This window comes from Stenotrophomonas sp. Steno-C18, from assembly GCF_056393195.1.
In genome coordinates this window covers 100,829-113,416 of sequence record NZ_JBWJOX010000003.1, presented here as the reverse complement: position 1 = coordinate 113,416, position 12,588 = coordinate 100,829, and the positions used below count along the sequence as shown (strand labels likewise).

At 68.4% G+C, this 12,588-nt stretch carries 12 protein-coding genes; 4 read left to right on the top strand and 8 right to left on the bottom strand.

Annotated features, from left to right (window positions below; translation table 11 throughout):
* Positions 1-99: 99 nt before the first annotated feature.
* From pepQ to rph, 8 genes are all read right to left on the bottom strand, one after another.
* On the bottom strand, positions 100-1,425 hold the full coding sequence (gene pepQ / locus AC06FE_RS07800) for a Xaa-Pro dipeptidase (protein ID WP_478072726.1): 1,326 nt from the start codon (positions 1,423-1,425) through the stop codon (positions 100-102).
* A gap of 82 nt (positions 1,426-1,507) precedes the next feature.
* On the bottom strand, positions 1,508-1,855 hold the full coding sequence (locus AC06FE_RS07795) for a PilZ domain-containing protein (protein ID WP_192287532.1): 348 nt from the start codon (positions 1,853-1,855) through the stop codon (positions 1,508-1,510).
* A complete protein-coding gene (locus tag AC06FE_RS07790) occupies positions 1,852-4,266 on the bottom strand; it encodes a DUF1631 domain-containing protein (RefSeq protein ID WP_313252019.1) in 2,415 nt (804 codons plus the stop codon). The genes AC06FE_RS07795 and AC06FE_RS07790 overlap by 4 nt, the downstream gene beginning before the upstream one ends.
* A 75-nt stretch (positions 4,267-4,341) precedes the next feature.
* Positions 4,342-5,571: a radical SAM family heme chaperone HemW gene (hemW, locus tag AC06FE_RS07785; RefSeq protein ID WP_446540075.1), complete on the bottom strand. Its 1,230-nt coding sequence runs from the start codon at positions 5,569-5,571 to the stop codon at positions 4,342-4,344.
* 41 nt (positions 5,572-5,612) lie between these two features.
* Entirely contained in the window at positions 5,613-6,113 is a 501-nt protein-coding gene (locus AC06FE_RS07780; protein ID WP_478072725.1) for a hypothetical protein, read from the bottom strand.
* An 11-nt stretch (positions 6,114-6,124) separates the two neighbouring features.
* Positions 6,125-6,724: an RdgB/HAM1 family non-canonical purine NTP pyrophosphatase gene (gene rdgB, locus AC06FE_RS07775; protein WP_478072724.1), complete on the bottom strand. Its 600-nt coding sequence runs from the start codon at positions 6,722-6,724 to the stop codon at positions 6,125-6,127.
* Positions 6,721-7,110 (bottom strand): VOC family protein, encoded by a 390-nt coding sequence (locus AC06FE_RS07770; RefSeq protein ID WP_478072723.1) that lies wholly within the window; start codon positions 7,108-7,110, stop codon positions 6,721-6,723. The genes rdgB and AC06FE_RS07770 overlap by 4 nt, the downstream gene beginning before the upstream one ends.
* Positions 7,107-7,835, bottom strand: coding sequence for a ribonuclease PH (rph, locus tag AC06FE_RS07765; protein WP_192287526.1), 729 nt, complete (start codon positions 7,833-7,835; stop codon positions 7,107-7,109). Before rph ends, AC06FE_RS07770 begins: the two co-directional genes overlap by 4 nt.
* Positions 7,836-7,945: 110 nt before the next feature.
* Here rph and AC06FE_RS07760 point away from each other — a divergent pair, with 110 nt between their 5' ends.
* The 4 genes from AC06FE_RS07760 to AC06FE_RS07745 all read left to right on the top strand — a co-directional run bounded on the left by AC06FE_RS07760 (position 7,946) and on the right by AC06FE_RS07745 (position 12,249).
* Positions 7,946-8,806, top strand: coding sequence for a YicC/YloC family endoribonuclease (locus AC06FE_RS07760; RefSeq protein WP_132865469.1), 861 nt, complete (start codon positions 7,946-7,948; stop codon positions 8,804-8,806).
* 132 nt (positions 8,807-8,938) lie between these two features.
* Complete coding sequence (gene gmk, locus AC06FE_RS07755; RefSeq protein WP_313252010.1) at positions 8,939-9,559, top strand: guanylate kinase; 621 nt, start codon at positions 8,939-8,941, stop codon at positions 9,557-9,559.
* A 123-nt stretch (positions 9,560-9,682) separates the two neighbouring features.
* A complete protein-coding gene (rpoZ, locus tag AC06FE_RS07750) occupies positions 9,683-9,982 on the top strand; it encodes a DNA-directed RNA polymerase subunit omega (protein ID WP_132865467.1) in 300 nt (99 codons plus the stop codon).
* 107 nt (positions 9,983-10,089) lie between these two features.
* A complete protein-coding gene (locus AC06FE_RS07745) occupies positions 10,090-12,249 on the top strand; it encodes a RelA/SpoT family protein (protein WP_132865466.1) in 2,160 nt (719 codons plus the stop codon).
* The last annotated feature ends 339 nt before the right edge of the window (positions 12,250-12,588 follow it).

Here is a 12,588-nt window from a genome sequence, read left to right as displayed (position 1 = left end):
ATGAGGGCAGACGTCGGCGCCTCGTTCAGGTGAAAAAGGAAGCGCCGCGATCGCGGCGCTTCCTGTCCCTGCGGTGGACGGCATCGCTGCCGTGACCGATCAGGCGGCGGCGAACACCGGGCGGGTCAGGTTGTCGGCCTCGCCCTCGGTGCACAGCACCTCGTCCTCGATGCGGATGCCACCGTAGGGGCGGAAGAAGTCCACGCGCTCCCAGTTCACGCTGGCTGCGTTGCCGGCCTGCTTCACCTCGTCCAGCAGCATGTCGATGAAGTACAGCCCCGGCTCGATGGTCACCACCATGCCCGGCGCCAGCACACGGGTCATGCGCAGGTAAGGGTGGCCGGCCGGACGCTCGACGCGGCCGCCGTGGTCGCCGGCGGCGAAACCGGCCACGTCATGTACCTGGGCGCCGATCAGGTGGCCGATGCCATGCGGGAAGAACGCGGCGCTGACGCCGGTGGCCAGTGCGGCTTCCGGTGAGACGTTGATGACGCCGAAGTCCTTCAGGATGCCCATCAGCGACAGGTGTGCATCCACATGCAGTTGCTTGTAGTCGAAGCCGTTGCGCACGGCCGCGCACATCTTCCGCTGCGCGGCGTCGACGGCATCGATCAAGGCCTGGAATTCGTCATGGCCGGCGGCGGCGTAGGTGCGTGTGATGTCACTGGCGTAGCCATGCGCGGAGGCACCGGCATCGATCAGGAAGCTGCGCAGCGGCTGCGGGGCGACGCGGCCCAGCTCGGTGTAGTGCAGCACCGCGGCATGCTCATTGAGCGCGACGATGTTGCCGTAGGGCAGTTCGTTGCTGTCCTGGCCGACCGCACTGCAGTAGGCCATGTGGATGCCGAATTCGCTGGCGCCGGCGCGGAACGCGGCCTCGGCGGCCTTGTGGCCGCGCACGGCAAGCACCTGGGCCTGGCGCATCAGCGCGACTTCGTAGGGGGTCTTGTAGGCGCGGTACCAGTCCAGGTAATGGATCACCGCTTCCGGGTTGTTCGGCACGAAGCCGCCCAGCGCGCTCTGCGCTTCGCCGATGATCGCGCAGCGGGCCGGGTCCCTGGGCAGCAGCGGCAGCGCATCCTCCGGCTTGCGGATGATGTGGATGTCGAAGTGCTCGACCCACCAGCCGCTGGGGGCATCCGGGACCACGTGCCAATAGTCGAAGGGCTGGAAGAACACCAGCGTCGGCCGCTTGCCGGGGGTGTACACCAGCCAGCTGCAGGGCAGCCGGGTCTGCGGCAGCCAGGTCTTGAACAACGGGTTCACCGCGTACGGGTAGTCGCGGTCGTCGAAGGCCTGGTAGTGCAGGGTGCCGCTGGGGACGACCAGGTGATCGAAGCCGCCGCGCGCCAGTGCCTCATCGGCGCGGCGCATGAGCACGCCCAGATGGTCGGAATACAGGGCGGCGGAATCGTGCTGGTTCATCGCGGTGGCTCGCTTGGATGACGTGATGCGGGGCCACGATTCTGCCGCAATCGGCCCACGGCTGCTGTGCCGTTTTCGTCACTCAGGCCTTCGGCAGGTTGCTTTCGATCCAGTGCACCAGCTGTTCGCGCTGGGCCTTGTCCATGGTCAGGAAGCGGAAACCGGCCCAGGATTGTTCCGGGGCGTGCGCCGGCTCGCGCCAGAGCAGGTGCACGCCGGCATCGATCTGGTGCTGGCCGCCGCGCCCGTCAGGAATGGTGAACTGCAGCTGGTAGAGCGCGTCGTCCTGCAGCGGGCCGGAGGCGATCAGCAGCATGCCGCTTTCGGAGATGTTGCTGAGCCGGCCGATCACGCCGTCGGTCATCATGTCGCGGACCGGCACCAGTTCCGGCACCGGCATGCGGGGGGCGCGGCGGGTTTCGGTGATCATGCGTTTTCCTCCGCAGCGGCAGGGGCCTTGCCGGCCAGCGAACGCAGGGTACGCAGGGTGGCCTGCCAGGCGCGGTCGATCAGGCGGCCGCGGTCCTCGGTGACCATGCGCAACTGGCCCTTGGCCATCAGCCGGGCCATCGCATCGAGCGAGAGCTCGGCGATCTTCTGGCCGCGCTGGTTCACGAACAGGGCGTTGTCGGTGATCAGGCTGTACCAGGACAGGCGCTGGCGGCGGCTGTCACCCTGCTGGTTGACCACGAACTCGAACCAGGTGCCGAAGGGCAGGGTGCGCAGCTGCCGGTAATGGGTTTCCTCGGCCGGGGTGCGCTCGGGCTGCTCCTTGCGGCGGCGCTCCTCGTCCTCGTCACGGTCGCCGGCCTCGCCCAGGCGCGAGCGCGCCTTGAGCTTGGCGGTCAGCTCGGTCTTGGAGGTGATGTCGTCCTCGCCGCCGGGCGAGGACAGGCGGCGGGCAATCGCGCCGGCCTCGTCGCGGTGGTAGCCGACCTGCTGCAGCGACTGCTCGATCTCGTCGCCGAAGGTGATGTCCGGGGTGCCGGACTTCAGCGCGGTGATCTCGCTGATGCGGCGCGTGGACTGCTCGCGCTGCTTCCATTCCTCCGACTGCTCGCCCTGGCGCAGCAGGGTGAGGGTCAATACGTCCGACCATGCCTTGCGCAACAGGGTCTGCACGAACTTGGGCGGGTTGCTGTTGGCGCAGACGTCCTCAATGGTGCGGCTGGCCAGCTGCTTGGCGGCCTCCAGCCGCTCCTTGCCGCGCGCGGCCTCGACCTGGCGGCGCTCGGTGACCTCGGCGCGCCGGGCGGCGGCGCGAAGGTGGGTCTGGATGCGCTCGTTGGCCTCGGTGAAGACGGTTTCGTCGCCCTGGTAGTCATTGACCACCGTGGCGACCGATTCGTTGAGCTTCTGCAGCAGTACCGGGTCGCTGTCGTCGTCGCTGAGCCACACCGCGCCGGACTCGGCCACGGCATTGAGCAGCTCGCGCGCGGGGTGCTGGTCGCGCTGGAAGAAGCTGGCGTCGCTGATGGCCGCGCGCAGCAGCGGCACCTGCAGCTGGGTGAGCAGGCCGGTGGCCGGGCCGTCGCTGCGCACCTCGCGCTGGATCTGGGTGAACAGCATGCCCAGCAGGTCCAGCGTGTCGGTGTCCTGCGAGGACAGTGCCGCGGTCGGGCCGTGTTCGGCCTTGATCTGTGACAGCAGCGCGCCGTGGATGTCGCCGATGCTGCGGCGGTTGCCGGCCGCGGCGCTCTGCAGCTTGCCAAGCAGGTCCATCACGGCGCTGCTCGGCACGGCCACGGCATGCGAGCCCTCGGTGCTGCCGCCGGTCGCCAGGGCCGATGGCACCGCGCTGGCGGAACCGACCGCGCCGCCGGCCACGCCATGGCGGGCGGCATCCAGCAGGTTGTGCAGGCCCGACAGCACCGGGTTGCCGGCCGGAGCGGCGGCATCGGAGCCGCCACCAGTGCCCCCCCCGGAAACCGCAGGCGCCGAGGCAGCACCGGCGGCGGCACCGGCGAGGCCGCCCGGCAGCTGCAGTTCCTGCGACAGGCTGCTGGCCCAGGAGGCCGCCGGGGCCTGGCCCTGCCAACTGGTCAGCGGGCCCTGTCCGGCCGAACGGCTGCCCGGGCCCAGGCCGTTGCCGGTGTCCCTGCCGGCGGGGGCGTTGCCGCGCGGCGCGGAGGGGCGGACCAGGTACGGGCGGTAGACCAGCCCGGGCAGCACGCCTTCGCGCGCGAACAGGATGTTGAGGCGGTCGGCCAGCTCGGTATGGCGGTCCATGACCTGGCGTTCGAACACCTGGTACAACGCCAGCTGGCTTTCCAGGTTGAGCTGCAGCCGCTCGCCGGCCTCGCGCAGGGCGCGGCACAGCGCATACGGGCCGGTGGGTAGCCGCTCGATGTCGAAGGCCGGTTGCGCGGCGAGCACCGCGAAGCGCTGCCCGAGCAGCTGCAGGGCGGTGATGCCGCGGGTGCCTTCGCGGCGGGCCATCTCGTGCAGCACGATGTCGCGGTCGATGTCGGTGTCCTCGACCAGGGTCATGGTCTTGAACGCCGTGGCCTGGGTGTTGCCGATCGGTTGCGGGGCATCCCTGAAGCTGGCCAGCTGCCCGGCCAGGGCATCCAGGAACAGGCCCGGGAACTGCGGGGCCTGCTCGCGCAGCGTGCGCATCTGGGCGTAGATGTCCGACTGGATCTGGCTGTTGCGGGCCTTCTCGGCATGCTGGAACAGCGCACGTTCCAGCTCCACCATGCACAGCTGCAGGGGCGTGCGCAGGACGTCGTCGGCGGCCTGCCAGACGGCTTCGAGCAACTGGCGGACGCGGGCGGGGACCGGCGCGTCTGCGATCCGGGCAGGCGCCTGACTGGACGAACTGGATGCGGTCCCTGACATCGTGGTGTGTTCTGCCCCCGTTAGACCGCGCTTTCTATCATTTTGGTGACAGCTTCGCCACTTTGGTTCTTACGATCAGGGCAGGAACAGCTCCACCACGTCGTTGGTGAAACGCCGGCCCAGCTCGGTCGGGAGCAGGCGGTCGCCCTCCATCGCCAGCCAGCCGCGGTCGCCGGCGATTGCCAGCGCAGGTTGCAGCGCGGCGGCGGGCAGCCCGGTGCGGGACGTGAAATCGCGCAGGGTGAAGCCTTCGTGCAGGCGCAGCAGGTTGAGCATGTACTCGAACGGCAGCCGCTCGGGGCTGATCATGTCGTCACCGCCGATGCTGGCCGGGGTGCCGGCGCTGTCCATGAAGGCCTGCGGATGCTTGTGCTTCCAGCGGCGCAGCACGTGCTGCCCGGCGCCGGAGCTGATCTTGCCGTGGGCACCGGCACCGATGCCCAGGTAGTCGCCGAAGCGCCAGTAGTTGAGGTTGTGCGCGCACTGGTAGCCGGGCCGGGCATAGGCGCTGACCTCGTACTGGCCGTAGCCGGCCTGGGCCAGCAGTGCCTGGCAGTGCTCCTGGATGTCCCAGGCACTGTCCTCGTCGGGGATGCCCTGCGGCGGCCGGGCGAAGAACACCGTGTTCGGCTCCAGCGTCAGCTGGTAATGCGAGATGTGCGTGGGGTCCAGCGCGAAGGCGCGCTCCAGGTCATGCTCGGCCTGGGCCAGGGTCTGCTCCGGCAGCGCGTACATCAGGTCGATGTTGAAGTTGGTGTAGCCGGCGTCCTGGGCCAGCTTCACCGCGCGTTCGGCCTCGTTGCTGTCGTGGATGCGGCCCAGGCGTTTGAGCGCGTCATCGTTGAAGGTCTGGATGCCGAAGCTGATGCGGTTCACGCCGGCCGCGCGGTAGCGGTCGAAGCGGCCGTGCTCGGCGGTGCCGGGGTTGGTCTCCAGCGTCACTTCCAGGTTCGGCGCGAAACGCAGCCGTGCGCTGGCCTCCTGCAGGAAACGATCGATCGCTTCGGGCGGGAACAGGCTGGGCGTGCCGCCGCCGAAGAACACGCTGCTGACCACCCGGCCCCAGACCAGTGGCAGGTCCTGGTCCAGGTCGCGGATCAGCGCGTCGATGTAGGCATCGAACGGCAGCGCGCCCTTGCCCGCGTGCGAGTTGAAATCGCAGTACGGGCACTTGCGCACGCACCAGGGCAGGTGCACGTACAGCGACAACGGTGGTGGCACCAGCTGCGGGCCGGCAGCGTGGCCGTGGTCGCCCGAACAGGATTCACCGGGCGCGTGGTGGCAATGGGCGTGGGAGTGCGACATGGGCAGGTCAGGCGGGAATGAGGGGGCGGGGGCGAGGCGGGTCAGCGCCTGTCCAGCAGGATCGGATCGACCAGTGAGCGTGGCTGCGCGCGCAGCACGGCCGCGGTGATGTCATGGAACATCGGCGAGGCGCCTCGGTCGCTTCCCGCATCGTTGTCCATCAGCCGGTGGTAGGCCGGGCGGCTGCCGTTGCGCATATACAGCAGCAGGCCGGAGACCATGGCCCTGCGCTGGTCGGCGAAATCGTCGTAGCGGACTTCAAGCACGTCGTGGAGCCGGACCTGCCGCCATCGGTGCAGGGTGCCGATGTTGTGGTAACGCAGGTGCCCGGCGGCTTCATCCAGGACCACGCGCTGCCAGATGATCGGCGCGCCGATCAGCGTGATGACCAGTGCGCAGCCCGACGCCCACAGCGGCGGTGCCCACCACGGCTGTTCGCCGTTGTAGGCCAGCACGCCGCCCAGGATCGCCCCGGTGATGCCGCCAAGCATCGCCAACAGTTGCACGAGTCCCAGCCGGGGCCGGTAGCGACGCACCGTCATCCGCCGTGACCTCAGTCGAGCCTGACCCGGGCCAGCTGCTGCTTGAGCTGCTGCAGCGCCTTGGCACGGTGGCTGCGGCCGTTCTTCTGCTCCGGCTGCATTTCCGCAGCGGTCAGGCCCAGTTCCTCATCCAGGAACACCGGGTTGTAGCCGAAGCCGTGGGTGCCACGCAGTTCATCGATGATGCGGCCTTCCCAGCTGCCTTCGCAGATCAGTGGCTGCGGGTCGTTGGCGTGGCGCAGCAGCACGATCACCGCGTAGAAGCGGGCGCTGCGACGTTCGGCCGGGACATCACGCAGGGCGTCGAGCAGCTTGGCATTGTTGGCGGCATCGTCGGTCGGGCTGCCGGCATAGCGTGCGCTGTACAGGCCGGGGGCGCCGTCCAGTGCATCGACAATCAGGCCGGAGTCGTCGGCCAACGCCGGCAGTCCGGTCACCGCGCAGGCGTGACGCGCCTTGATCAGCGCGTTCTCGACGAAGGTCAGGCCGGTCTCCGGCACATCGTCCACGCCCAGCTCGCGCTGCGGCACGATCTGCAGCGGCAGCGCGTCGAGCATGGCCTGCAGTTCCTTCAGTTTGCCGGCGTTGCCGCTGGCCAGTACCAGTTTCATTGCTTGGGCTCCAACAAGTCCCAGGTGTTGCCGTACAGGTCGCGGAACACCGCGACGGTGGCATAGGGCTCCTCGCGCGGGGCCTCGAGGAATTGCACGCCGCGCTCGGTCATGGCGGCGTGATCGCGCCGGAAGTCGTCGGTGTTCAGGAAAAAGGCGACCCGGCCACCGGTCTGGTTGCCGATGCGGCTGTGCTGTTCGGCGTCACTGGCGCGGGCCAGCAACAGCGCGGCGGAGCTACCGTCAGCCGGCCCGACCACCACCCAGCGCTTGCGGCCCTGGTCGATGTCCTCCAGCAGCTGGAAGCCCAGCTTGCCGGTGTACCAGGCGATGGCCTCGTCGTAGTCGGCCACCACCAGCGTGACCAGGGCGATGCGCCGGCTCATGCCTGGGCCAGTGCCGCCTGCTGGGCCTCGAACAATTCGCGGATGCCTTTTTCGGCCAGCACCAGCAGCGCGTCCAGCTCGTCACGGCGGAAGGCATGGCCCTCGGCGGTGCCCTGCAGCTCGATGAAGCCGCCGCCGTCGTTCATCACGACATTCATGTCGGTATCGCAGTCGCTGTCCTCGGCGTAGTCCAGGTCCAGTACCGGCTGGCCCTTGTAGACGCCGACCGAGACCGCGGCCACCGCGCCGAACAGCGGGTTGCGCTTGATGTCACCGCGCTTGAGCAGCAGGTTGACCGCGTCCACCAGTGCCACGTAGGCACCCGTGATGGCCGCCGTGCGGGTGCCGCCATCGGCCTGCAGCACGTCGCAGTCCAGGGTGATGGTGCGTTCGCCCAGCGCATTGCGGTCGATGCAGGCGCGCAGCGTGCGGCCGATCAGGCGCTGGATTTCCAGGGTGCGGCCGCCCTGCTTGCCACGTGCCGCTTCGCGGTCGGAGCGGGTATGGGTGGAGCGGGGCAGCATGCCGTACTCGGCGGTCACCCAGCCTTCGCCCTTGCCACGCAGGAAGCCGGGCACGCGGTTCTCGACGCTGGCGGTGCACAGCACGCGGGTGTCGCCGAAGCTCACCAGCACCGAACCTTCGGCATGGCGGGTGAAGGCGCGTTCGATGGTGACGGTGCGCAGCTGATCGGCCTGGCGGCCGCTGGGACGGGAAAAGGTCATGAAAGGTCCGGATGACAGGGGTATTCAATGGGGCGCCCGGGCGGCCGACGGGCCGGCGTCCGGGGGCGCCTAGGGTACCATTCGCCCTTTGCAACGCACCGGAATTCCACATGATTCGAAGCATGACCGCCTATGCCGGCGGCGAACGCGTCACGCCCTGGGGCACCCTGGGCTGCGAGCTGCGCTCGGTCAACCACCGTTTCCTCGAAGTCGGGGTACGGTTGCCCGAGGAGCTGCGCGCGCTGGAGCCGCAGCTGCGCGAGCGCGTGTCCGGCCGCATCAGCCGCGGCAAGCTGGACCTGGTCATGCGCCTGCGCAGCCCGGAGGCGGCGACCTCGCTGACGGTCAACGAGGTGCTGGTGAAGCAGTTGGGAGACCTGGCGGTCCGGCTGCATTCGAGCTTCCCGAACCTGCGGGTCGAGTTCACCGAGCTGCTGCAGTACCCGGGCGTGCTGCGTACCGAGGCCACCGACACCACCGCGCTGCAGGCCGAGGCCATGGCGCTGCTGGACGAGGTGATCAATGGCTTCGTGCAGGCCCGGGAGCGTGAAGGCGACAAGCTGGCCACGGCGATCAGCGAGCGCGTGGACAGCATCGAGCGCATCGCCGCCGAGGTGCGCGAGCTGATCCCGGTGATCCGTGAAGGCCAGCGCGCCAAGCTGGCCGCACGCCTGGCCGACCTGCCGCACCCGATGGACCCGGGCCGCGCCGAGCAGGAACTGGTGCTGTGGCTGCAGAAGCTGGACGTGGACGAGGAGCTGGACCGGCTGGGCAGCCACATCGCCGAGATCCGCCGCATCCTGCGCCAGCGCGAGCCGGTCGGCCGTCGCCTGGACTTCCTGCTGCAGGAGTTCAACCGCGAGTCCAACACGATGGGCTCCAAGTCGGTGGACAGCCGCACCTCCAACGCCTCGGTCGAGCTGAAGGTGTTGATCGACCAGATCCGCGAGCAGGTCCAGAACATCGAGTGACATGCCGGTCCAGCCGTGCCGGGCCCTGCTCGGCACGGCAGCCGGAATCGGCGTCCCCGGCAGGGCGCGTTCGGCACGAAACGGCCCGTCCCGTTACAATGCCGGGCCATTCCGACGCTGGCCCACCCTTCCATGCGTGGCACCCTCTATATCGTCGCCGCCCCGTCCGGGGCCGGCAAAAGCAGCATCGTCAACGCCACCCTGGCGCGCGACCCGCAGATCTCCCTGTCCATCTCCTTCACCTCGCGGGCCATGCGCCCGGGCGAGGAGAACGGCAAGCACTACCACTTCGTCAGCGCCGCCGAGTTCGAGCGGATGATCGGTGAAGGCGACTTCTTCGAGCACGCGCGGGTGCATGGCGACTGGAAGGGAACCGCCCGTCAGTCGGTCGAGCCGCAGCTGGCCGCCGGCAAGGACGTGCTGCTGGAGATCGATTGGCAGGGCGCACGCCAGGTGCGGCAGAAGGTACCGGGTGCGGTCAGCGTGTTCATCCTGCCGCCATCGCGCCAGGCGCTGGACGAGCGCATGCGCAAGCGCGGCCAGGACAGCGAGGCGGTGATGGCCCAGCGTCTGGCCGCCGCCCGCGAGGAGATGCTGCATTACGACGAGTTCGACTACGTCATCGTCAACGAGGATTTCGACACCGCCGTGGGCGAGATGTGCGCGATCTTCGCCGCCAGCCGGTTGCGGCTGGAGCCCCAGCAGCGGCGAAATGCCGACCTGATCGCCTCCCTGCTGGCCCCTGAAAACTGAGCAAGCGATTGATTCACAAGGGGCTGTTCAGCCGTCGGCTTGATTTCCGGGCGGCCGGGCCTCTACAATCGCTCCCCTTTCCCTCATTCGTTCGAGCGGCCGTGCAGGTCGCCGGGAGCCCGCATGGCCCGCATCACCGTAGAAGATTGCCTGGAAGTCGTTAACAACCGTTTCGAGCTGGTCATCATGGCGTCCAAGCGCGCCCGTCAGCTGGCCAATGGTGTCCAGGCGACGATCGACAACAGCGAGACCGAGGACAAGCCGACCGTGCTGGCGCTGCGCGAAATCGCCGCCCGCCGTATCGACAACGAGCTGATCGAGGAAGTCGAGAAGGCCGAGCGTGAGCGCGTGGAGCGCGAAGCGCTGGAGTGGGCCGCCGCCGAAGTGGTCGCCGACGAAGACATGTCCAAGAACGACGATTGATCGGCTCGATCAAGCGCATCGCTGCAGTACATCGGACAGCCCGCCCCGTGCGGGCTGTTCTGCATTCCGGGTTTGCCGAAGATCGCCTGCTGGCATAGTCTTCCGCCATGAACCCAGGCCCTTCCGCCCAGGTAGCCACGCCCGCGGGCGGGGCGGTACCTGACTACGTACTCCAACTCGAACGCGCAGCCAGCTACCTGCCCGCCGAGCAGCTGCCGTTGCTGCGTCGCGCCTGGGAAGTGGGCGCGACCGCGCACGCGGGCCAGACCCGCAAGTCCGGCGAGCCCTACATCACCCATCCGGTCGCCGTCGCGCGCATCCTGGCCGAGCTCGGCCTGGACGTGGAAACGCTGATCGCCGCGATCCTGCACGACACCATCGAGGACACCCCGCTCACCGCCGCGGAACTGGCCGGCGAGTTCGGGCAGGCCGTGGCCGACCTGGTGGACGGTGTCACCAAGCTGGACAAGCTCAAGTTCCGCGACCGCCAGGAAGCGGCCGCCGAGAGCTTCCGCAAGATGCTGCTGGCGATGTCGCGCGACCTGCGCGTGATCATGATCAAGCTGGCCGACCGCCTGCACAACATGCGCACCCTGGGCGCGCAGAGTGCCGAGGCGCGCCGCCGCATCGCCACCGAGACGCTGGACATCTACGCGCCCATCGCCCAGCGCCTGGGCATGAACCTGATCAAGTCCGAGCTGCAGAACCTGGGCTTCCGCGCGCTGTACCCGTGGCGCCATGCCATCATCGAAAAGCACATCCGCAGCCAGCCGGTGGTCCGCCGCGAGGCGATGGCGCAGGTGGAGGTGCAGTTGTCGCAGCGGCTGGCGCGCGAAGGGCTGGAGCACCGCCTGATCAGCCGCATCAAGACGCCCTGGAGCATCTACACCAAGATGCGCGAGGAGAACAAAACCTTCGACCAGGTGATGGACGTGTTCGGCTTCCGCTTGGTCGTGCGCAACGTGCCCAACTGTTACCACGCGCTGGGCGCGGTGCATGCCGCGTTCAAGCCGCTGGACGGGCGCTTCCGCGACTTCATCGCCATCCCCAAGGCCAACGGCTACCAATCGCTGCACACCGTGCTGTTCGGGCCGTACGGCTCGCCGATCGAGGTACAGATCCGCACCGAGGAGATGGACCTGATCGCCGAGCGCGGCGTGGCCGCGCACTGGACCTACAAGTTCGGTGGCGACAGCCCCAACAGCGCGCAGAGCCGCGCGCACGCGTGGATCGTGGAGCTGATCGACTCCCAGCGCACCGCCGGTTCGTCGCTGGAGTTCCTGGACAACGTCAAGGTCGACCTGTTCCCGGACGAGGTCTACCTGTTCACGCCCAAGGGCAAGATCCTGGCGCTGCCGCGCAATTCCACCGCGCTGGACTTCGCCTATGCGGTGCATACCGACGTGGGCAACCGCGCGGTGGCTTCGCGCGTGGACAAGAAACTGGTGCCGCTGCGCACGCGCCTGGTCAGCGGGCAGACGGTGGAGATCATCACCGCGCGCTCGGCCTCGCCCAAGCCGCAATGGCTGGAATTCGTGGTCAGCAGCAAGGCACGTACCGCCATCCGCCACCAGCTCAAGCAGCTCGAGCACGAGGACGCGGTGCAACTGGGGCACAGCATGCTCGACCGCGCGCTGGAAGCGATGGACAGCTCGATCGAGCGCCTGCCCAAGGGCCGCCTGGATGCGTTCCTGGCCGAGCAGCGTTATCCGCGCCTGGAGGCTTTCCTGGCCGACGTGGCGCTGGGCAACTGGATGCCCACCCAGGCCGCGCAGGCACTGATGTCCTACGCCGAGCTGCGCGGTGGCAATGCGCCGAGCCGCCGCCAGGAGAAGATCCTGATCAACGGCAGCGAGCGTGGCGTGGTCAGCTTTGCCGGCTGCTGCCAGCCGATCCCGGGCGACGACATCATGGGTTACCACACCGCCGGCAAGGGCATCGTGGTGCACCGGCTGGACTGTCCGAACCTGGCCGAGCTGCGCAAGTCGCCCGAGCGCTGGGTGCCGATCGGCTGGGACACCAACGTGGTGGGCGACTACGACACCGCGCTGGTGGTAGAAGTGGAGAACGGCACCGGCGTGCTGGCGCAGCTGGCCGCGGCCATCGCGCAGAGCCACTCCAACATCGAGCGCGTGGATTACCTGGACCGCGACTTCAACGCGGCGGTGCTGTGCTTCAACATCCAGGTCCGTGACCGCAACCACCTGGCCGAAGTGATGCGTCGCCTGCGTCGGTTGCAGGTGGTGCAGGCAGTGCGCCGGCAGTAGTCGGCGCTTGGCCTGGGCAAGCGTGGCGGGGAGCGCATCCCTTCCATGCAGCCCTCATATGCCGTTAGCGCCGGGTCATGCATTGGCGAATGCAGGCCGGAAGCGCTTTTCCACAACCGGTGTGCGGCACTGCACGGAGAACTTGTGGATAAGGGCGCGCAGCCCTTGTGCCCCAAGGCTTCGCAACGTGTGGTGAAGATTTGTCCAGCCCGGCCTGCGTGGTCACCATGCGCCGGTAGCGCCGAGCCGTGCGTGGCGAATGCAGGCCCGAACCGCTTTTCCACAACCGGTGTGCGGCACTGCACGGAGAACTTGTGGATAAGGGTGCGCAGCCCTTGT

What these genes read in the sequence shown, in the direction of transcription:
- pepQ (WP_478072726.1), bottom strand. Translation starts at nt 1,425, where the DNA reads ATGAACCAGCACGATTCCGCCGCCCTGTATTCCGACCATCTGGGCGTG.
- AC06FE_RS07795 (WP_192287532.1), bottom strand. Translation starts at nt 1,855, where the DNA reads ATGATCACCGAAACCCGCCGCGCCCCCCGCATGCCGGTGCCGGAACTG.
- AC06FE_RS07790 (WP_313252019.1), bottom strand. Translation starts at nt 4,266, where the DNA reads ATGTCAGGGACCGCATCCAGTTCGTCCAGTCAGGCGCCTGCCCGGATC.
- hemW (WP_446540075.1), bottom strand. Translation starts at nt 5,571, where the DNA reads ATGTCGCACTCCCACGCCCATTGCCACCACGCGCCCGGTGAATCCTGT.
- AC06FE_RS07780 (WP_478072725.1), bottom strand. Translation starts at nt 6,113, where the DNA reads ATGACGGTGCGTCGCTACCGGCCCCGGCTGGGACTCGTGCAACTGTTG.
- rdgB (WP_478072724.1), bottom strand. Translation starts at nt 6,724, where the DNA reads ATGAAACTGGTACTGGCCAGCGGCAACGCCGGCAAACTGAAGGAACTG.
- AC06FE_RS07770 (WP_478072723.1), bottom strand. Translation starts at nt 7,110, where the DNA reads ATGAGCCGGCGCATCGCCCTGGTCACGCTGGTGGTGGCCGACTACGAC.
- rph (WP_192287526.1), bottom strand. Translation starts at nt 7,835, where the DNA reads ATGACCTTTTCCCGTCCCAGCGGCCGCCAGGCCGATCAGCTGCGCACC.
- AC06FE_RS07760 (WP_132865469.1), top strand. Translation starts at nt 7,946, where the DNA reads ATGATTCGAAGCATGACCGCCTATGCCGGCGGCGAACGCGTCACGCCC.
- gmk (WP_313252010.1), top strand. Translation starts at nt 8,939, where the DNA reads ATGCGTGGCACCCTCTATATCGTCGCCGCCCCGTCCGGGGCCGGCAAA.
- rpoZ (WP_132865467.1), top strand. Translation starts at nt 9,683, where the DNA reads ATGGCCCGCATCACCGTAGAAGATTGCCTGGAAGTCGTTAACAACCGT.
- AC06FE_RS07745 (WP_132865466.1), top strand. Translation starts at nt 10,090, where the DNA reads ATGAACCCAGGCCCTTCCGCCCAGGTAGCCACGCCCGCGGGCGGGGCG.